The sequence below is a fragment of the Campylobacter concisus genome, from assembly GCF_003048835.2.
Lineage (GTDB): Bacteria > Campylobacterota > Campylobacteria > Campylobacterales > Campylobacteraceae > Campylobacter_A > Campylobacter_A concisus_D.
Window position 1 is genome coordinate 359755 of the sequence record NZ_CP060705.1, and the last position, 19427, is coordinate 379181.

The following is a 19427-nucleotide window of genomic DNA, read 5'->3' on the forward strand; positions in this document are numbered from 1 at the left end:
AATAATTAATTTTAAAACTACTTTTATTTTATAAGGTATATAATAACCGAACTATTAGAAATATTACTTGAAAGGAAATCTATGCAAAAGATTGTTCAAACAACCTGTCCGTATTGCGGAACTGGTTGCGGCATAGACCTTATCGTAGAAAACGGTAGGATAGTCGATGCAAAGCCGACTGATAACCACCATGTAAATGATGGCGAGTTGTGCTTAAAAGGTATGTTTGGTTGGGAATTTGTAAATTCTCCAAAACGTTTAACAAAACCAATGATGAGAAAACTAAACGGAGAGTTTAACAAAGAGGGCAAACTCGAAGAGGTTAGCTTTGAAGAGGTTTATGAATTTTTAGGAAAGACTTTTAAAAATAGCGTAGAAAAATATGGTCCAAGTTCTATCATGGGCTTTAGTTCAGCTCGTTCAAACAACGAAGACAACTATGTATTTCAAAAATTCTTTCGTGCTTTAGGAAGTAACAACGTAGATCACTGCGCTCGTCTTTGACACGCTCCAACAGTGGCAGGTCTTGCCAGCACCCTTGGAAACGGAACAATGACAAACGATCTTGTTGAGTTTGCGACTGATACAGATGTATTTTTACTAATAGGCACAAATACAAGCGAATGCCACCCAATCATCGCTATGCAGATGCAAAGAGGCTTAGAGCGTGGTGCAAAAATGATCGTCGTGGATCCAAAACGCACAGATATGGCTAAAAAAGCCGATATATTCTTGCAAATTCCAGTTGGCTCAAACATCAAAACACTAAACACAATGATGAACGTCATCATCTCTGAAAATTTACAAGATAGTGAATTTATCGAAAAATATGCAGAGGGTTTTGAGTACCTAAAAGAAGCGGTAAAAGACTTCACTCCTGAGAGATTTGAGCGTGAGACTGGCATCAAAAAAGAGCTTATCACTGAGGCTGCTAGGATGTATGCAAAAGCTGGCAGTGCTGCTATTTGCTACACTATGGGTATCACTCAGTTTAGCGACGGCACATCAAATGTCTTCTCACTTTCAAATTTAGCGATCCTAACAGGAAATTTAGGTAAAAAAGGCGCTGGAGTAAATCCACTTCGTGGACAAAACAACGTTCAAGGCTCATGCGATATGGGCGCACTACCTAACGTCATCCCAGCAGGTGCAGTAAATAGCGCTTATGCACAAGAGCAAGCTCGCAAAGTTTGGCACTTTGAGCTAAACCCAGTGCCTGGCTTTAAACTAACATACGCACCTGATAAGATGGATAGCGGCGAGCTAAAAGTGCTTTACGTTTATGGCGAAAACCCTGTTATGAGTGACCCTTGGACAGAGCACTTTGTGCATGCTACACACCACCTAGACTGCTTTATCGTACAAGATCTATTCTTTACTGAAAGTGCTCAAAAAGCCGATGTCGTCTTACCTGCAGCTGGTTGGGGTGAGAAAGATGGAACATTTATCAACACATCTCGCCGCGTTCAAAGAACTAGAAAAGCAAGCGAGCCAGTAGGCGGTGTAGAGCCTGACTGGAAAGTAGTTTGTAACATCGCAAAAGCTATGGGTCTTGAGGGATTTGACTTCTTAAGTGCAGAAGAGGTTTGGGATGAGCTTAGAAAACTAATGCCTAAATTCTTTGGCGGTATCAGCTACTATAGACTTGAAAAACTAGGTGGCATCAGCTGGCCATGCCCTGATGAAGATCATCCAGGCACACCTGATCTTTATACTGATCACAAATCAATGCTACCTGATGGTAAATTCCGCCTAGCTCCAGTACTTTACGCTGACGATAAAGATAAGCGTGCAAGCATGGAGGCTGAATTTAAAGCCAAAATGCATATACCTGATGGCTATCCAGTAGGTTCAGGCGCAATGAGCGAAGTGCCTGATGAGGTCTATCCTTGCCTATTTACAACAGGTAGAAAAGTTTATCACTACCACACAGGAACGATGACTAGAGAGTGCCCACCGCTAGAGTATGGTGCTGGCATCGAAGGTCCGCTAATCGAAGTAAGCCCTGATATCGCAAGAGAAAGAGAGCTAGAAGATGGCTGCTACGCAATGGTAGAGAACAAACGCGGCAGGATCGCAGCTAAACTTCGCGTAAATCCTGACCTTAGGGAGAGTACGATATTTACGACTTTCCACTATAGTGAGGCTGATGGCAATGAGCTCGCAAATGCACAAGACCACGATCCGCTCTCAGGTATCACACCTCTTAAGATCACTATAGCTAACATAAAAAGGTTAAGCGAAGACGAGTATATAGCATTTAGACAACAAAACGAGATGTCTATGCACTCTGAAAAACCTTATCTTTCACCTGTTAGATCATAATTTCAAGGGCGCAATGCCCTTGATTTTTTAATTCAAATTTTAATAGTAAATCAACTTTTATTAACTAAAATTTCCTATTGTTTTAGATGAAATTTCATAGTAAGAAAGGGCTATTTTTTAAAATTACTATGAAGTGCTATCTCTATTTTTTACATCTATCAAGGCTCTTAGACTTTTAAAGCTTGTATGCGTAAAAGCTTTGTTGGCTTTAACTTTTAAATTCTGTGATCACTAATTGGCGTGAGAGTATAGGTATTGTTTTTCTTTTAGCTGACTAAGGCAAATGTTTTGGCTATTTTTTGAGCTAGTCAGCCAAACAGCCAGCTAAAAAGTTATGATAATAATAGTTTGCTATTGTTTGTAACTTTTTAAATAAAGGTTTTAAAATAACGTTAAAATTGTGGCTTAATGTTTGCAAAAGTTGATAAAAGTTTGTGATTGTTTGTAATTGGTGGCGGACAGAGAGGGACACTCCGCCAAGTTTATGACTTTTATCACTTTTTAACCTTTCAAAAGCCCGATATATGCGGCTTTTTATTGATATGGAGATTATATATTTTAAAGCTTTATTTTTGCTGATTTTCTGTAACAAAGTCTCAAATTTTCTGTAACAAGTATTCTATGATTTTAAGGAAGCTTTAGAGCATTTTTAATAAAAAACTTGTCCGATTATCAGGACAACTTTTTCTAAAATTTTTAGCTATAGAAATTTTTGTTTTAATAAAATCAAAGACTCTAAAGTGCTATAATCTACCCAAATTTAAAAGGACTTTTATGACTACCATGATAAACATTCAAACAACTGCAGATAATACCACTCTTGAAGCGATAAAGGCTCTACTTTTTAAAATAGATCCAGCTGCTATTTTTGAAACCTATAGTGAGCAGCAAAACTATCTTAGTAAAGAGGACGAAGAGCATCTAAAGAGGATTTCTGATATGGATGATAAAGGAGAGCTAGAGTATGTCTCAATGGACGAAATGAATGCTCATGTAAATTCTCTTTTTAAAAAATACGGTGCCTAAATGCAGCAAATTCCTTATTTAAGCAAGGAATTTCTAAGCCAACTTGATGCCATTTTAGATTTTTACTCTAAGGATAGCGTTGAAGCTGCTTGGACTTTTTATTGCGAGCTATTAGAAAGGCTAAAAAGCATCTCTTATATGCCTTATAGATTTAGAAAAAATAAAACAATCAATAGAGAAGACACGAGAGATCTTATCTTTAAAGGATATGTGGTAGTCTTTCGTATAGAACAAGATCAGATAAAAATACTTGCAATATATAAGCACAATCTTACTCCTTACTCATAGAAATACGCTATTAGCTTAAATTTATAAAGACTGTAGCTCTAAATTACTATTTAGCTCTTGCATCTTAATCTCCACAGGAAAGGCTATACCAAAGTGTTCAAGCTCTCTTTTTAGCTTGATATTTGTATTTGCATGAGTTATGACTAGATTATAAATTTCTTCTTTTACTTGCCTTATCTCTTCTCTTGCAAACTCTATTTCACTATTCTTTTCAATAATCTCTTCATTGGCTTTACAAAGCTCATTTTTAGTAGTTTGTAGCTCAATCTCTTGAGCTCTATATAAGCTTTCTTGATCGCTAAGCCTTGTTCTTAGTGTTTGATTTTCATGCTCTAGCTCTTCTACCTTTACTTTTTGCTCTTCACTATATCCAGTAATGATCCCTATATATGTCTCATCTTTTTCGATGATAGCCTCTAGCTCTTCTAGTTTTTTCATAAGCTTATCATTTTCACTAGCTACTCTAAAAGCTTTTAGTTTCTTATGCTTACTGCCACCATCTCCTTTTATCATTCCCAGAATTTCAGCGTTTGTGTTATATACAGTTTTAAAAACGGTTTTATAGTCCAAATTCGGATCAGTTGTATTCTTCTTAAATCTTTGCATTTGGTTTCTGCCATTTACTAGGCTATTCCATTCTACATGAGCATGCTTTTGAAATATTGGTTCAAATTTTTCATATTCGAGTTCAGCCCCTTTTTCATAGTACTGCTTACCATTTATGCTCTCTTTTATATGTATGTAATAAGCCCTGCCATCCTTATCTGTAATGTATGTGCCACCTAGTTTGCCATTTTCATCATGAAATAGTGGAAATATCTCCTTGTTATCGCTCTTTCTCAAAAGGTGCCCCTCATCACTATGAATGTATAAATTTATGGGTTCAATATTTAAAATTTTGCTTACAGCTTTTATGGATTTTAGTAAGCTTGATAGTTGCGTATGCTCGTTTAGCCCTATGACGCATTCATAGTGACAGTTTTGTTTTAGTGGTTTTTTGCCCTTATGCTTATCTATCAGCTTTATCTTGCCAAGATGTGATACTTCATACTTCATCTCATCTCTTCTTTTTTGCCATAAGTCATCAAAGCTAAGCTTATTTAATCTTACGTGCCTCACAGGCTTTTTCAAGATGCCATATTTTTCGTTTAGATAGTATCCTGGCATTAGGTAGCCAGGTTTTTCTTCTCTGCTATTGTGAGCATTTGTGCGGTCACTAGCTAGCTCAAATGTTATGTTTGCTTGTTGGTTTTTAAACATATTGCCTCTTTAAATTTAATATCTATTTATAGTAATTATATGTGTTTGGGCAAAGATCATTCGTCTAAACCATTTTATTGCCCAAATTGGTTTAGAGAGCTCTAAACCTTTGGGCTCTGCGAGGCTTTTTAATGTAAAAGAGAGATTTGACCTACATTCTTTTAAAATATAAGTCATATTCTAGAGCTAGACTAAATAAGTCCTTTATGCCTACCCCTGCTAACTTGTTTGTGCATCATCTGCTACATAGGCATTTTTCTAATCGCATATTTTACGTATTTTATTTTTTATCTTTAAAGCATATCTTTACAGTATGTTTCTCAGCTTAGCACTTCGACTACTAGCGGATCACTTGATGATATAGTGCCTTTTATCTTATATCCACATAGACAGCGATACTATCTTTTTTCTTTTAAAAGAACATCTTTACCATATATCCTTCTATGGATAAAACAGCTTTTGTATCCAACAATCTTATGGCCATAAACGCTGCAACCTTTATAATGTTTTCACATTATCTTTTTTCTTTTATAGTTTCTAAAATCTTCTTAAGATACTTTTTAAATTTGTCAGCAGATGTTTTATTATCATTTTTTAATACACTGAGTATAAAAATTTTGTTTTCAGAACTATGTCTTATGTTTTTTGGCTCATTAAAGACGTTACTTTTGGCATAGATTAGAATTCCAGTGTTTGAACCGGCTTTCTCCACGTATTGTTTTATTTGTAGCAAATTCTTGCAATCAGTTTCACCTATATAGGCATTATAAAAATGCCTATATTTAGCATCCAAAACAGCTAAAATTTTCCCTTCTTCATCTTTTATCGCAAAATCAGGTCTCAAATCCAAGCCTGGAATTTTATACTGAGTCTCTAGGCTAAATTTACCGCCAAATTCGCCTAATACACTTCTTATGAGCCTCTCGACATAAAGTTCAAAAAGGTTGGGCGCATACAGTAAATAACCAAAATTTAGATTTTTGACGGCGCTTTCGTTCGTATATCTAGAATCTTGCAAAATGATAATCCTAGCGATTTGAAGGGCAATTTTGTAGTCTTTGTAAAGCTCGTTCATCACGGATTTTGAGTTCAAAGCCGCATCTATATCTCTGATGCTTTTCATCTCGCCGTTAGCATTGGCTAGCAAAAAATTCTTTATTTCTTTGTCATAAAGTGCGAATTTAGTGTTTTTTCTAACCAAGATATCGTAAGCTTTTAAAAGCACCCTTGCGACTACTTCGTCAGGCACTCGCGAGCTTTTTCGACTTGAAATTTTACCCATAAAGGGCTGATCTTTTTTGATAAAATTTTTAACGTCAAGGCTTCCGTGCAGGGCGTAGTCTCTAAAAGGAATTTTCTTATAAACGCTTGGAAAGCCGCTTAACTTGGCTAGCTTTAAGCGGCTGATAAACGAGGCGTAAAGGATGTGGTCCATAGGGATCTCGCCATTTATCTCGGCGACGCTACTGCCAGAGCTAAAAAACGACGAGTCGATAGTTTTAAAAAGCTCGGCTTCTAGTTCTTTGCCAAAACGCGAGTTTATGATATATTCTTGTCCTTCAAAGGTAAAACGGCCTATGTAATTGTCAAATACATAGTTATCGTCTTTGCATCTTTTAAGGATATAGTGCGCATCTTTGCCGTCTTTTTTCTTTGGATCAAATTTATCGTGCCGTCCATTTAAAAAAATTACATCCGTCTTACCTTTTATCAGCTCATCAAAGGTTATTTCTTTTTGATGCTCGGCACACTTGTAGCAGCTGTTATCTTCAAACATCGCATTAGCCTATGAAAATTTCCCTAGCTATATTTAGCTTATCTTCCGCGTCACGGTCACCAAACTGAGTTCTTATATACTCTCTCAAGATAGGCTCTATATGTCTGTTCCATATCTCTTCTTCGTTTAATACCTCTTTTCTTAAAAAATACGAATGCCCTATCTCATAAGCTCTACCTAAATTTAAGCCGTCTTGTTCTTGTTTGCCATTTAACTCATACGTTTTGCCAGTAATATATTGGTTTAAATTTTTGCATTTTGCCGTATAGTCTTCATCTGTCACATTTTCTACAACCTCATAATTACATTCCATCAAGACCCACGCAAAGCGCCTTCTAAGAGCCAAATCAAAGCAGTCTATGCTCTTATCCACATCGTTCATCATACCGATGAAATAGATATTTGCAGGTATAAAAAATTCTTGATTGCTTAACGGAAAGTTTTTGTTCTTTATGCTTTCTCCGCGGTAATTCTCTTCTAAAAGCGATAACGTCTCGCCAAATACCGCTGCTATGTCGGCTCTATTTATCTCATCGACTATAAAAAAGAAATTTTCTTTTTCGTTTTGCGCCGCTTTTAAGCAAAATTCTTTAAATATGCCGTTTGTCAAAGCTAAATTTAAATTTCCGTTTTGTATGCCGTTTGGTTTTATGCCGTCTATAAAATCCTCGTATTCAAAACCACTATGAAACTGTACCCACTCGGTTCTAGCGCGGTTTGTGTCTAAAATATCAAGGCAGTCTTTTACGAATTTCGTCTTGCCGGTTCCAGGCGCACCATAGTAGATGATGTTTTTAGAACCCTTAGTAAGCTCTCTTAGAACTTTATTTTTAATAATTATGCCTATAGCTTCCCAAATAGCTTTTCTAAAATCCGCAAAAATTCCAAAGAGATCGCCTAAAATTTCTCTTAGCTCATCATCTGTTAGTTGCTCTCCGCTTCCATCGTTACTCCAATTAATCTTGGACAGCAACAAGCAAAGTATTTGATGAATTTTAAAGCACATATTTAAAGCCCAGTTTTCTCCTCGCATTTCTTCAGTGCCACCCTTTTGTGTATAAACATAAAAGCTATTTTTACCATCTTTAAAATATTCTATTAGCTTTTGAAAAATATTTATATACAAGACCTTTTTATCGCTATCGAATTTAAAATCGCAAACTTGTAAAAGCTCATAAAACGCTGTATATAAAATTACAAGGTCGTCTTTTTTGATCTCGTTTGGAAATTTATTTAGCAGAATCGAAAAGTATTGATCTATATTTTGGTTATTTTTTATATCGCCTATCTTAAAATTCGATGCGGTTATACCAAGAGTTTTTATGTCGGCGTCACCTATTTTAAGCATAGTTTTTGGATTTAAATAAAAAGTATTTAAACCGTTTTCATGAATTTTATTAAATTTTTGTTCATCGCTTTGTTTTTGGTTGGCTTCATTTCTATCAAACGTGTCTTTGTATTTAGTATTGTTTGCGCTATCCACGTATTCTCTTGTATATACAATAGGAAAAATTTGATTGTTAAATTTACCGCCTGTTTCAGTTAAACTCCAATCAAACCCCCTAAACACTTTCAAATTTCCCTTGCAGTCGACAACTCTGCTAAAAATTTCGTTTATTTTTATTATCTGTTCTGCCGTAAAATTTGTCATTTTATTCTCCAAAATTTAAAAAGCTCCCGTAATGGGAGCAAAAGGCTTTTCAAAGCGCCTCCATTAAGTCCGAATTTCTCAAAAAAAGAAATTTCAAAAATCAATCCTGTCGGACGCACCGCACGAAGTAGCGATGAGAAATGTCGTCCCAGCCAGCGCGGCCGCTATTGAAACGCATGATCATCGCATTAGACGAGTAGATGTTATGTTTGGTAGAGCTCCAGTACCATGGTAATTCGGAGTCTGCTATGTATTTAAAAGCGGTATTTAGAGCGAGGTTGGATCTTACTTCATCCGTTATACTTAGCAGCTCTGTTCCGGTCGGTAGCCTCCAGTCTTTGTATCCGGCTAGGTTTACTATCTTGCAGTATTCTTGCGCCTGCTCCCACGTTCCTTCAAAAATTTGTTTTTCATCCTGCCACATTAGTCTTCCTAGATTCTTTTCACTACATATCACTACGTTTTTATCATTATCTCGGTAGCACGCAGTGCTTAGCGCCTCTGCGTGAAGCAGTCCGCAAAGCAACAAAGATATAGTTATGCATTTTTTCATCCATCTTCCTTTACTTTTTAAAGTTATATATCGCTTGGATATTTTCCAGGCTTTCATTTATCAAAGCCACCTTTTACTTAGCCCATTTTATATGAGTTAGAAACGAAGCTTTTTTAAATTTATAAGTTTTTCACCACACTGTTTTCTAAATAGACGCAAAATCTCATAGAAGCTCTAAATATAGACAAATTTTTATATCGCAACTCTTTCAAATCCTTTCAAAAATTAATACTGTCGGACGCACCGCACGAAGAGAGGACCGCTGTTCCAGGAACCGCCGCCGTTCCGGAAATCCACGTACCACGCATTAGGCGAGCCGTTGGCGTCTTTAGTTTGGCTCCAGTACCATATATGGCCGGAGTCTGCTATGTATCTAAAAGCGGTATTTAGAGCGGGGTTATATCTACTCTTATCCTCTATGCTTAGTAGCTCCGTTCTGGTTGGTAGCCTCCAGTCTTTGTATCCGGCTAGACTTAATGTTTTGCAGTACTCCTGCGCCTGCTCCAACGTTCCTTCAAAAATTTGCTTTTCATCCTGCCACATTAGTCTTCCCAGCTTTTTTTCGCTACATATCACTACGTTTTTATCGTTATCTCGGTAGCACGTAGGTCTTAGAGCTTCTGCGTGAAGCAAACCGCAAAGCAGCAAAAAAACGGCTATATGTCTTTTCATCTTTTATCCTTTCTTAAATTTTAAAATCAATACTGCCGGACGCACCGCACTAAGCCTTTATGAGATGAAACGCTGTAGCGGAAATCTTCGCCGTTATCGAAATCCACGACCCACACATCAGACGAGTCGTCGGCGCTCTTTGTAGAGCTCCAGTACTTGCCGCTAGGTATGTCGGCATACTTAAAAGCTAAATTCATAGCAGAACTATACTTGCTGTAGTCAATGATGCTTAAAAGCTCGTTTACTGTAGGTAGCCGCCAGTCATCAAAGCCAGCAAAATTTAAATTTTCGCAGTATTGGACTGCTTTGTCATAATACATACGAAATGGTGGCAAATCACCATCTTGCCACATCAGCTTATATATATTGTCTCTAACGACTTCCAATCGGTTATCTCTGCTAAATCCGGTAGTTATATCGCCCACAATTTGATCAAACGCAAACGCAGAGCCGCAACACAGCAAAAGCGCAAACATAAAAGCTATCTTTTTCATCTTTATCCTTTCTTGTTTTGCTTGAAATTAGACCTATTAACCTGATGACGTATGTTGGTTTATAAAAACTATCACTATTAAGAAAAAATTTACTATACGGATAATCTTATTAGAATTATTCTTATTGAATACTTAATTCATATAGTATTTTTTTATCAATTATACTTCTTAAATTTAGAGCAATTTCAAAGAGTGTAAAATGCAAATTTATGAAAGAATAAATGCGATCCTAAGAAGTAAAAAGTTAAAGAAAAAAGACTTTGTCCAAAAATTTATAGATCTTGAACCTAGGCTAAAAAGCACAGGTGAAGTGCCGTCTTTGCCATCTATATATAACTACCTCAATGGAAATAGAGAGATCAAGGCTGAGCTCATACCTTATATAGCAAAAGCCCTTGGAGTAAGCGAACAAGAACTTTTTATAGACGACCTTAATATCTCAAGCTTTTTAAAAGATATGGTCAATAAATGTAATTACAATGACAAAGAATATGAAAATTTACAAAACATAAGTCGCATCATAGATCTTTGTCAATATGCTTCAGAGCCACTCTTATCAAGGCTAATAGAAATTCTAGAGAAAAACAAAGAGCAAACGCTAAGACATATGAGAGATATTTCTCTTTTATAACCACCTTCTACTCACTATAAAGATGCCCTACCTAGAAAATATGTAGTTAGAATAAATTTTATATTAAATAAAGTTCGTAATGAATAATATACTTGCAAATTTTTACTTATAGAAAAAGTAGTTCTCGATGAAAAAGGCATTATTTGTTGTATGCTTTTTGGCTAGTATGGTGTATGGATTAGAAAGAGGTGCTACTAGCAATTTCAAATACATTATAGATACAGGTGTTCAATCAATCTATGTGCTTCAAAATAGAACAGACGGCTATGACTTATCATTTCAGCAATATTTTTGCTTTGTTTTTTGGAAAACTAATAAAAATATAGATAGAATTTTGGTGGATGCAGTCTGTCAAAACACTACAGGCAATATCAAAAAAACTACAAGGAGAAAACATGCCATTTGAGCTTGAATATAAAATTTTTAATGGCAGAAACAAAAAGCAACCAGATAAAAACCTTAAAATAAATCAAACACCTATTTTAAACTCTATTGTAAATACATATGCGCTCTCTCTTTTTGTTGGTAAATTTTATGATTTTAGTAAAGAAAATGATCTACCTATACTTAAAAAGTTGGTTGATAAAGAAAGAGATAAGCAGACTGAAAAATTTATGGATAAAGTTTGCAAAGTTTGTGGTAAAGACGAAGATCTAATAGTAAATGTGCCAAGACTTCGTGGCTACATCAAAAATTTTGATGAACAAATAAAGAGTAAAAGAAAGCAAATAAATATAAAACTAGAGAAGATATGTGAAGAGTTTTTTGCGCTTATAAAGCTAGATCGAAATTTAGCACCGAGCCAAAAACAGCATATAAACGATAAAAATAGTTATATCCTAGCTCCAAATGATGACCTAGAAAAGCATGTAAAATCTCTAAAAAGTAGATCAATAGGCGATGATAAAAAATTTGCATATATGCAAGACGCTGCTTTTATAATGATGTGTTTAAACCTAGGGGAGTACTTTTGGAAGGGCGAATACAAAGACTTTTCAATTAGTCAGCCAGATGATATGACGCGTTATCTTTTAAGCTATGTTTATGACGAGGCAAAAGTTCAGAGATTTTTAAAATCCATGAATGTTTTGATCATAAAAAGAGGCTTTGTGATGGGGCTAGATAGAGATAACCAAGCGCTAGTTTTTAGCAATATGGGATCAGAAATTTTTGAGCTTGAAATTTTTAAAGATAGATATATAAGCTTTAGAGAAGATGATGCTTTGGTTATATTTTCACCCGCATTTTTTGGTAACTTTGATCAAATTTATGATGAAATTTGGAAGATAAAGCAAAATGTGATAAAAATAAAAACTACTCCTACTAAAAAGTGCTTAAGATCTTTAGATGATAGCTTACTTTTAGATCCTGAGCTTATATATAAATCCCTTAAAGATGAAAATATCTTTGTATTAAGCAAATTTAAAAAGGAGCTAGAAAATCTAAAAAATGATCTTTCTTACAAAAATTTTGAATTAAACAAAGATAGATACGCAAGGCAGTGGCTTATAGATGATATCTACGGACTATATCTTGCCGTGCATACTCCTTTTAGATACAAAAACTCTAAAGAGCTAGCTAAAATTTACTTCGAGGATCTTCTAGGTAAGAGCTTAAATTTATTCATCGATGAAAAAAGAACTCCTGCTTTAGGACATCACATAAACGATCTAGAGCTTTTATAAACTACCAAGCCACCGGCTCTAGAAGCAATAGGTGGAATTTAAAGGCTCATCTACTATCTTAAACTTCTCTCACAAAAATCAAAACAAGGAGAGAAGATGGCAGAGTTTGACAAGTTAAATTTCGCCGACATTCACATGAGCTTACTAGCTGATAGAAACATCTTTTTATATGGGCAGATCGATCAAGAAATTTGCCTAACTACACAAAAAACGCTTTTGTATCTTGACAGCGTAGATCAAAGCGACATAAACATATATATAAGTGGCCCTGGAGGCTCGATATATGATGGCTTTGGACTAATCGACTTTATGAAGACCATAAAATCACCAATCAATACATTTTGCGTGGGGCTAGCTGCCTCTATGTCCGCACTTATATTTTTAAACGGAGATAAGCGCTATATGCTGCCAAACTCAAGCCTCATGCTTCATCAGCCTCTTGGTGGTGCATCAGGTCAGGCAAGCGACATCGAACTAATCGCAAATCAAATTTTAAAAATCAAATCAAAAGTCAATGAGATGATAAAGGCTAACAGCAACCTAAAAATAGCAAAGATAGAACAGCTCACCGATAGAGACTGCTATATAGACGCATCATCAGCCATCGCTTATGGCCTAGCCAATGAAATAATATCAACTAATAAAGGAGAATAATATGTCAGTTTTTTCACTAATTAATAATACAAAAGGTGCAGCCCTCTCTGCTGCTTCAAACGCTCTTAGCATACCTATTAGCTTTACGCATGCGATGATAACAGGGCAAACAGGTTGCGGTAAGACCACTTCAGCGATCCTGCCAGCGATGGATGAGCGTATAAAAGTAGGGCATGGGATGCTTGTCTTTGACTACAAAGGAGTTGAGCATAAAAAGGTTAAATTTCTAGCCAATAAGCATGGCAGACTAAAAGATGTCGTAATGATAAATGTGCCATGGGGAAACAAAATAAATATAATGGATGACGCAAGTGAGAGTTTATTGATGAATTTCTTTCAAAAGACATTTGGCACAAAACGTGATCCTTTTTGGGGAAATTTAGCGGCAAATATCGCTACAAAGTCCCTTTCAACGATGAAGGCGATATGTGACCTTACAGAGCAAGGTTTTTGCACCCCATATATAGAAAATAGAGCAAAAGATATAAAGCCAAGCTTTGCAAATTTATGCAAATCAACCCAGCAGCTAGGTGACTTTAAAAAATTTTATGCCTTAGTTAAGCTGGTAGATGACCATGTAAAAAGCGACACAGCATTTGCAAAAGGTATAAGCAAAAGAAGACACTTGGCTAACTCTTTAAATGAGAAAATTTGGGCATTAGGCGAGTTTAATGAAAAATCTGAAAATTTCATACAAGCTTTTAAGGAGTATGAAGGTGTAAGAAATGATGAAGAGTCACAAAAAGCAAGGCTTTTCTCAAACTACACATTTATGCTTTTTGCCTTGCAAAGCATAGCTGACGATGAGATGCTAAACTATCATGGCAATAGCATAAGCAAGCTACTAAATGAAGGAAAGATAGTCGTTGTAAATTCTCAGGGGCTAAAAGATAGTGCGGTTGAGCTTATGCTAAATTCCACCCTTTCAAATATGGCGCAACGCATAGCAAACGAAGAGAAGGTGCCAGTTAGTATCTTTATAGACGAGGCGCAGCGTGTGCTAAATCCATCAACCGACCTACACGCTGACGTGCTAAGAGAGGCTAGAGTTGAGCTAATACTTGCTTTTCAAAACGAAGATGTGCTAAAAAGTAGCCTTGGTAGCGACTCAAGATATAAAGAGCTGGTAGGAAATTTAACCAATCAATACTTCTTTAAAAACTCGGTCAGACAATACGCCAGCGGAGAGGATAAGGACTTTAGCAAGTTAAAAAAATTTGAGTATTACCACGATGGTAAAATTTATAAAGCCTCGCCTATATTTATAGATGAAAATGACCTATTAAAGGCTGAGCTAAGCTATCAAAAAGAGCTTGGCATCGGTAGTAGTTTTACTAATGTAGCTCTTGGAGATAATGAAATTTTGGTATATAACGAGCAGCTATTTAAAAGGCGCTCTTTGCTCATCAAACAAGACATAGTGACAAAAAAGAAGTCTGAAGTGCCAGTGCTAAATCAAAAACTTGATGCGCTGCTTAAAAAGCTAAATGCTTTAGTTCAAGAAGCAAATGAAGCAAATGAAGCAAATGACGAAGATAAAGAGCTCTGGCAGTTTTTATAAGATGTAAATTTACTCATGGGAGAGCTTCCCATGAGTGTTTAGTTGCTAAAATATTGATTAAGTATATCTAGTGCTTTCTTGTCGCCTAGTTTATAGTATGCTTTATTTAGCGCGTCTTTTGCCTCTTGTTTTGCATTGGTATAATTGCCATATATGCATAATATTTCGCCTAAATTTGTGCATCCCCTAGCATAGTTGTAGTCATAACAAGATTTTTTGAAGTAAGAGTATGCGTTTTGTATATTTTTTTCAAAGCCAGCGCCATCTCTATAATTTACACCAAGGTAGTTACAACCTTTACCACTTCCTGCGTCACAAGCTTTTTTATTATATTTATTAGCCAAAGTTAGATCTTTAGTTATTCCATAGCCATATTTATAGTTATAGCCAAGACTTGCACATCCATCAGCATCGTTATTTAGATCGCAAGCTTTTTGATAGTATTTATTAGCTTCTTTAATATCCTTTTTTATACCATCACCTTCCCCGTATCCAGCACTAAGGATAAAGCAGCTCTTGTCATCTTTTAGATCGCACCCTTTTTTAGCAAATTCGATAGCTTTTTTTAGATCCTTAAAGATATTTGCGTCATCCTTAAAAAGTTCGCTTGCATACCCACAAGATTTAGCCATACCAAGATTACAAGCTTTTTCATAATTTATGGCAGCACTATCTATCTTTTTTTCAAGCCAATATAGATTGGCTAGATTTTGGCAAGCAATACCAATATTAAGATCACAAGCTCTTTGAAAAAACTCTTTTGCTTTGTTTGTATCCGCTAAGACCCCATCTCCATTTTTGTAATTAATGCCCAAATTATTACAAGATCCGCCATCTCCTAAATTACACCCCATCGCATAATATTCATTTGCTTTCTTGTAATCACCCTTGTTGCTATATTCTAATCCCAATTCAAAGCAAGCAAGACTATTGTTTAGAAGGCATCCATGTTCGCCGTTAAAAACTGTATTTGCTTTAGAGACATCAACTTTTTTATATATCTCATAAGCTACTTTTATATTTTTTTCAGAGGGATTACCTTTTAGTAGATTACCAGCTAAAGCCTTGCAAGCTTCTTTGTCGTTATTGTTACAAAGCTTTGTATAGATCTCGTTTGCATGCTCTAGGTCGTTTTTTTGTTCATAATCTTTAGCCAGTTTTATGCAGCCATCGCTTATCCCTATCTCGCAAGCGATTTTTGCATCGTCTTCAAGTGCTTTTTGCCTATCGCAAGCTTGCGTATTATCTGATTTGCAAGATGTTTTGTAGTATTCATAAGCCTCTTTATAATCTACATTTTTTATCTTCTCTAAAGTAAAACTACTAGTTTGATAGTTGCCATGTTCATAAAGCATACCTAGTTGATAGCAGGCTTTAGAGTCAGATTTGCACTTCTCTTTGAGAAGACTTATTGCTTTGTCTGCATACAGCTTTGCTGCAGTGTCATGCTTCTTTTCATAAAAGTATGCCAACTTCATACAACTATCGCCATTTTGATTTTCGCATTCATTTCCTAGACTATAAATTTCATATCTGCTTGGATTTCCCAAGAATATAAACGCAGAGGCTGCAGCTACAGCAAGTATAAAAATAGATATAGCATATATAAATTTATATTTTTTTATGTGCTTTTTTAGTTGCTCTTTGTTTTCTCTTTTTTTGGCTTCTTCGGCAAGTCTAGCTTCTTCTAGCTCACGTTGTCTTTGCTCTCTCAAGCGAATTGCCTCTTCTTCTTTTTCTTTTCTTAGCTGCTCATCTCTTGCTTCTTCTTCTAACTTTTGCAGCCTTTTTCTTTCACTCTCTTCTTGCTCTTTAATGATCTCTTTTTTGGTTTTTGGCATAAAGTGCAAGGTTTCACCACAAAATCTGCACTTGGTGGCATTTGTCTTTACTTCTTCTTTACAAAAAGGGCACTGCGTTTTTAGTTGTGTATCGCAGATTGGACAAAATTCCAAGTCCTTTTCTATTTCTTCAGCACAAAAAGGACATTTGACTAGATTGTTATTCATGCCCAAATCCTACTAAAAAAATAGTCTTAGAGATATCAATTGTGCAATAAGCAATACTAAAAATGCACCAATTGCCCAGCCATAATTAAATTTAACTGTTTTTACTGGAAGAACCTTATTTGCTATTGCACCCGCTATGATTTGTGCCACGGTCAAACCGATTGAATAAACCACATAAACAATATTAATCATTTCCATACTATCATTTTTTATGCCTATACTAATCAAGAAGTATAATAAAACTGTTGATATAGTTGCTAGAGATATATATAGCAGGTTATCATATCCAGTATAGTATAGAGGCCCAAATATAAATGCCCAAAAGTTGAAGCCTTGTGGCTTTAGGATTACTTCTCCATCCCATGTTCTTATAAAACCAAGCGGGATTTCATTACTATTTGCTTGGTTTTGATATGGGAAATTATTCGCCATATTTTTTTGGCTATTCATTTGTTCTCTTGCTTGATTTTTGGCTTCCTCATTTAAGAAGCTACCACAAAATCTGCATTTAATAGCATCTTTGTTAATTGTCTCACCACAAAATGGACAAAATTTAGTCTCCATACTACATTCCTTTTTTATTTTTAAAGAATAGAACTATTCAAAGTGAATAATTCTATTTAACTTTTACTAAGCTCATTCTTAAAAATAAGCATAGCTTTAATAAATATAAGAAGGCATGGACTGCTTGAAGCCATATTGCATATCTAAGCCTTGTGGTATTTTAAACTTGTCTAGAATTTTTTTAAACTCATTAAGTTTTTTATTGAATTTTTGATAAATTTCGTCAAATTCCTCTTTGTCTGTGCAGCCTATGGACTGACAAAAGAGCCCAACTAGCTTGCTCCTGATCTTAAAGACTTCATCGTATAGCTCTTTACAAAAATCTAATACATTTTGGTAAGTCAATGCCTCGCCTTGTTCGCCACCTATTGTGAAATCACTCGTTTCTGTAGTAAATTCGCCAAGAGATGAACCGCTTAAAACAAAAGGGCATTCTTGTTTTAAGCCCATGATCGTCGCATCAAGCCAATCATTAATAGTCTCAAACGGATCATCAAATATATAAAGTTCGTCTGAGTAAGCAGGTCTGAACAAAAGTTCATTGTTATGAATTATTATCATTTTTTGTCCTTTTTATTATTTTTATTATTTTTATTTGATTTAATGTGTGGTATTTTATTACTTGGTATATCTAAGTATTTGAAAATACCTGAATATTCATCAAATGCTTTTATGTCTCTTAATTTAGGTTTCAAAAGTTGAGATTGGGCGTATATGTCAAGAGCGTCGGAGAGATTATAACCCATCATTCCCCTAACTAGGTCATTATATTCTTCAAGATTCTTTCTATTGTTTTTATTTGTATTGTGGCCTAATTCATCTGCAACATTTACAATGGAGTCACTTATGTTGTTTATATGATCGTATTCTACTAATTTCTTAGCAAAGTTGCCTCTCAAGCGATGATCACTAACTTTTTTATCACTTATAACTTTTCTTATGCAGCCATTGGCTTTTTTATTAAAAGACTTTATTGTAGGGTATTGTTCTTTTATGGCTTTAACCCATTTATAATTATGTAAGTCTTTGATATTTTCATGTAGGACAATTACTCTTTTGGATTCGCTACTGCATTTGCCTTTTGCTGTATCTATAATGACACAATTATATGTTTGCCCATCTATTGTCTCTGTTATGAAACTATTTTCATTTAATCTAAAGAATTCTTCCATACGAAGTCCAACATGTAGTTTAAAGCGAAAATAGTCTAGTATCTCTTTTTCTATATTATGTTCTCCAGAAAATAACAGCATTAACTCGCTCATAGAGAAATTTCTCTTTGTCGTTTTCTCTTTAATACCAAATCGATCTATCGCTTCTTTTTTAAAAAAGTTATTACCAACTACTCCTAAATGCGCAAGTCTATTAAATACATTTGATAAAAAGCCTACTATATTATTTGCTCTCTTTTTGTTTCTTGCTCTCACACCTTCTTCTTTAATAAGACCTTCATGAAAGTCCTCAGCTACTTTTACATTTATATCGCTTATGCTGATGTCTCTATCATTAAGAAATTCCTTAAGCAGCTTAAGTGCATGATGGTACTCTTTTTTTGTACTATCACTAAAATTTCGCTTCCTTGCAACATGCTCCATAAAATCTTTTTCTATATCTTCAAAGTTTTCTAGTTTAACACCATATTGATGCTTTACAGGTACTATTTTTGTCTTTTCTTGTTTTATAATACACTCTCTAATTTCTAAAAAAATATAACTCGGTATAAATTGACCCCTTACGAGAAAGCCATCTCTTACTTTATACACTCCATCAGATATTTTTTTACTCACTGGAGTGTTGTAATAATTATTAAAGTCTATCTGTCCATAATACAGTTGAAGAAAATTATCCCACTTTTTTTGATCTATATGAAGTTCTGGCGGTAGTTTATTTTGACTTACGACTTGATCTTGATTAATGATTCTTTTTTTTCGAGACTCTTTTTCGGCTAAGTTGTTAAAAAAATTAGTAATCGTACTACTAACTATGCCTTTTTTATCTAGTGATAAAATACACGGATACAAACTTGCTAGGTTTAAAAATATCTTAAGCCAATATTGTCTTTTTTTCTCGCCACTACACCTAGAATATCCCTTATTGAGGCAATATATTGCATCTTGCATCAATAACTTTATATCAGTATCATAATACGCCCTTACCCGCCCATGATGAACATCCTCATATTTTTCTACACAAAGCAGCTTTTGCATTGTCACATCCATAGATTTTTTATTGTTTTCCATCGAAAATCCTTTTTATGTTTATTATTAATTATACCGA

Annotated in this window: 18 protein-coding genes; 8 read left to right on the forward strand and 10 right to left on the reverse strand. The window is 35.1% G+C overall.

Translation table 11 applies throughout. From position 1 onward, the window contains the following. Positions 1 to 81: 81 nt before the first annotated feature. The 3 genes from CVT08_RS10355 to CVT08_RS01810 all read left to right on the forward strand — a co-directional run bounded on the left by CVT08_RS10355 (position 82) and on the right by CVT08_RS01810 (position 3639). A complete protein-coding gene (locus CVT08_RS10355) occupies positions 82 to 2325 on the forward strand; it encodes a molybdopterin oxidoreductase family protein (protein WP_345942923.1) in 2244 nt (747 codons plus the stop codon). Positions 2326 to 3099: 774 nt separating this feature from the next. Next, a complete protein-coding gene (locus CVT08_RS01805) occupies positions 3100 to 3351 on the forward strand; it encodes a hypothetical protein (RefSeq protein ID WP_107856627.1) in 252 nt (83 codons plus the stop codon). Then, the gene (locus CVT08_RS01810; protein WP_107856628.1) at positions 3352 to 3639 is read left to right on the forward strand and encodes a type II toxin-antitoxin system RelE/ParE family toxin; all 288 of its coding nucleotides are present in this window, start codon (positions 3352 to 3354) and stop codon (positions 3637 to 3639) included. It begins immediately after the preceding gene. 21 nt (positions 3640 to 3660) lie between these two features. Here CVT08_RS01810 and CVT08_RS01815 read toward each other — a convergent pair whose 3' ends face one another. From CVT08_RS01815 to CVT08_RS01840, 6 genes are all read right to left on the reverse strand, one after another. Further along, entirely contained in the window at positions 3661 to 4899 is a 1239-nt protein-coding gene (locus CVT08_RS01815) for a hypothetical protein (RefSeq protein WP_107856629.1), read from the reverse strand. 514 nt (positions 4900 to 5413) lie between these two features. Next, on the reverse strand, positions 5414 to 6676 hold the full coding sequence (locus tag CVT08_RS01820; RefSeq protein WP_107856630.1) for a 5-methylcytosine restriction system specificity protein McrC: 1263 nt from the start codon (positions 6674 to 6676) through the stop codon (positions 5414 to 5416). 4 nt (positions 6677 to 6680) lie between these two features. Further along, the gene (locus CVT08_RS01825; protein WP_107856631.1) at positions 6681 to 8327 is read right to left on the reverse strand and encodes an AAA family ATPase; all 1647 of its coding nucleotides are present in this window, start codon (positions 8325 to 8327) and stop codon (positions 6681 to 6683) included. Between the two features lie 100 nt (positions 8328 to 8427). After that, on the reverse strand, positions 8428 to 8880 hold the full coding sequence (locus CVT08_RS01830; RefSeq protein WP_035142343.1) for a DUF1566 domain-containing protein: 453 nt from the start codon (positions 8878 to 8880) through the stop codon (positions 8428 to 8430). A 225-nt stretch (positions 8881 to 9105) separates the two neighbouring features. Further along, positions 9106 to 9552 (reverse strand): DUF1566 domain-containing protein, encoded by a 447-nt coding sequence (locus CVT08_RS01835; protein ID WP_107856632.1) that lies wholly within the window; start codon positions 9550 to 9552, stop codon positions 9106 to 9108. 26 nt (positions 9553 to 9578) lie between these two features. Further along, entirely contained in the window at positions 9579 to 9938 is a 360-nt protein-coding gene (locus CVT08_RS01840) for a DUF1566 domain-containing protein (RefSeq protein WP_159070995.1), read from the reverse strand. A 307-nt stretch (positions 9939 to 10245) separates the two neighbouring features. Here CVT08_RS01840 and CVT08_RS01845 point away from each other — a divergent pair, with 307 nt between their 5' ends. The 5 genes from CVT08_RS01845 to CVT08_RS01865 all read left to right on the forward strand — a co-directional run bounded on the left by CVT08_RS01845 (position 10246) and on the right by CVT08_RS01865 (position 14577). After that, complete coding sequence (locus tag CVT08_RS01845) at positions 10246 to 10677, forward strand: transcriptional regulator (protein WP_021087448.1); 432 nt, start codon at positions 10246 to 10248, stop codon at positions 10675 to 10677. 127 nt (positions 10678 to 10804) lie between these two features. Continuing rightward, on the forward strand, positions 10805 to 11083 hold the full coding sequence (locus tag CVT08_RS01850) for a hypothetical protein (protein ID WP_107856634.1): 279 nt from the start codon (positions 10805 to 10807) through the stop codon (positions 11081 to 11083). After that, positions 11073 to 12362 (forward strand): hypothetical protein, encoded by a 1290-nt coding sequence (locus CVT08_RS01855; RefSeq protein ID WP_107856635.1) that lies wholly within the window; start codon positions 11073 to 11075, stop codon positions 12360 to 12362. Before CVT08_RS01850 ends, CVT08_RS01855 begins: the two co-directional genes overlap by 11 nt. A gap of 96 nt (positions 12363 to 12458) precedes the next feature. Next, a complete protein-coding gene (locus CVT08_RS01860) occupies positions 12459 to 13016 on the forward strand; it encodes a ClpP family protease (protein WP_103606779.1) in 558 nt (185 codons plus the stop codon). A gap of 1 nt (position 13017) precedes the next feature. After that, a complete protein-coding gene (locus tag CVT08_RS01865) occupies positions 13018 to 14577 on the forward strand; it encodes a TraM recognition domain-containing protein (RefSeq protein WP_107856636.1) in 1560 nt (519 codons plus the stop codon). Positions 14578 to 14615: 38 nt separating this feature from the next. On the opposite strand, the gene CVT08_RS01870 is transcribed toward CVT08_RS01865, so the two are convergent. The 4 genes from CVT08_RS01870 to CVT08_RS01885 form a co-directional block, all read right to left on the reverse strand. Then, the gene (locus CVT08_RS01870; RefSeq protein WP_107856637.1) at positions 14616 to 16586 is read right to left on the reverse strand and encodes a double zinc ribbon domain-containing protein; all 1971 of its coding nucleotides are present in this window, start codon (positions 16584 to 16586) and stop codon (positions 14616 to 14618) included. 12 nt (positions 16587 to 16598) lie between these two features. After that, on the reverse strand, positions 16599 to 17150 hold the full coding sequence (locus CVT08_RS01875; protein ID WP_103652011.1) for a zinc ribbon domain-containing protein: 552 nt from the start codon (positions 17148 to 17150) through the stop codon (positions 16599 to 16601). Positions 17151 to 17246: 96 nt separating this feature from the next. Continuing rightward, complete coding sequence (locus CVT08_RS01880) at positions 17247 to 17711, reverse strand: hypothetical protein (RefSeq protein WP_107856638.1); 465 nt, start codon at positions 17709 to 17711, stop codon at positions 17247 to 17249. After that, the gene (locus tag CVT08_RS01885) at positions 17708 to 19390 is read right to left on the reverse strand and encodes a phage integrase SAM-like domain-containing protein (protein WP_107856639.1); all 1683 of its coding nucleotides are present in this window, start codon (positions 19388 to 19390) and stop codon (positions 17708 to 17710) included. The genes CVT08_RS01880 and CVT08_RS01885 overlap by 4 nt, the downstream gene beginning before the upstream one ends. Positions 19391 to 19427: the final 37 nt, after the last annotated feature.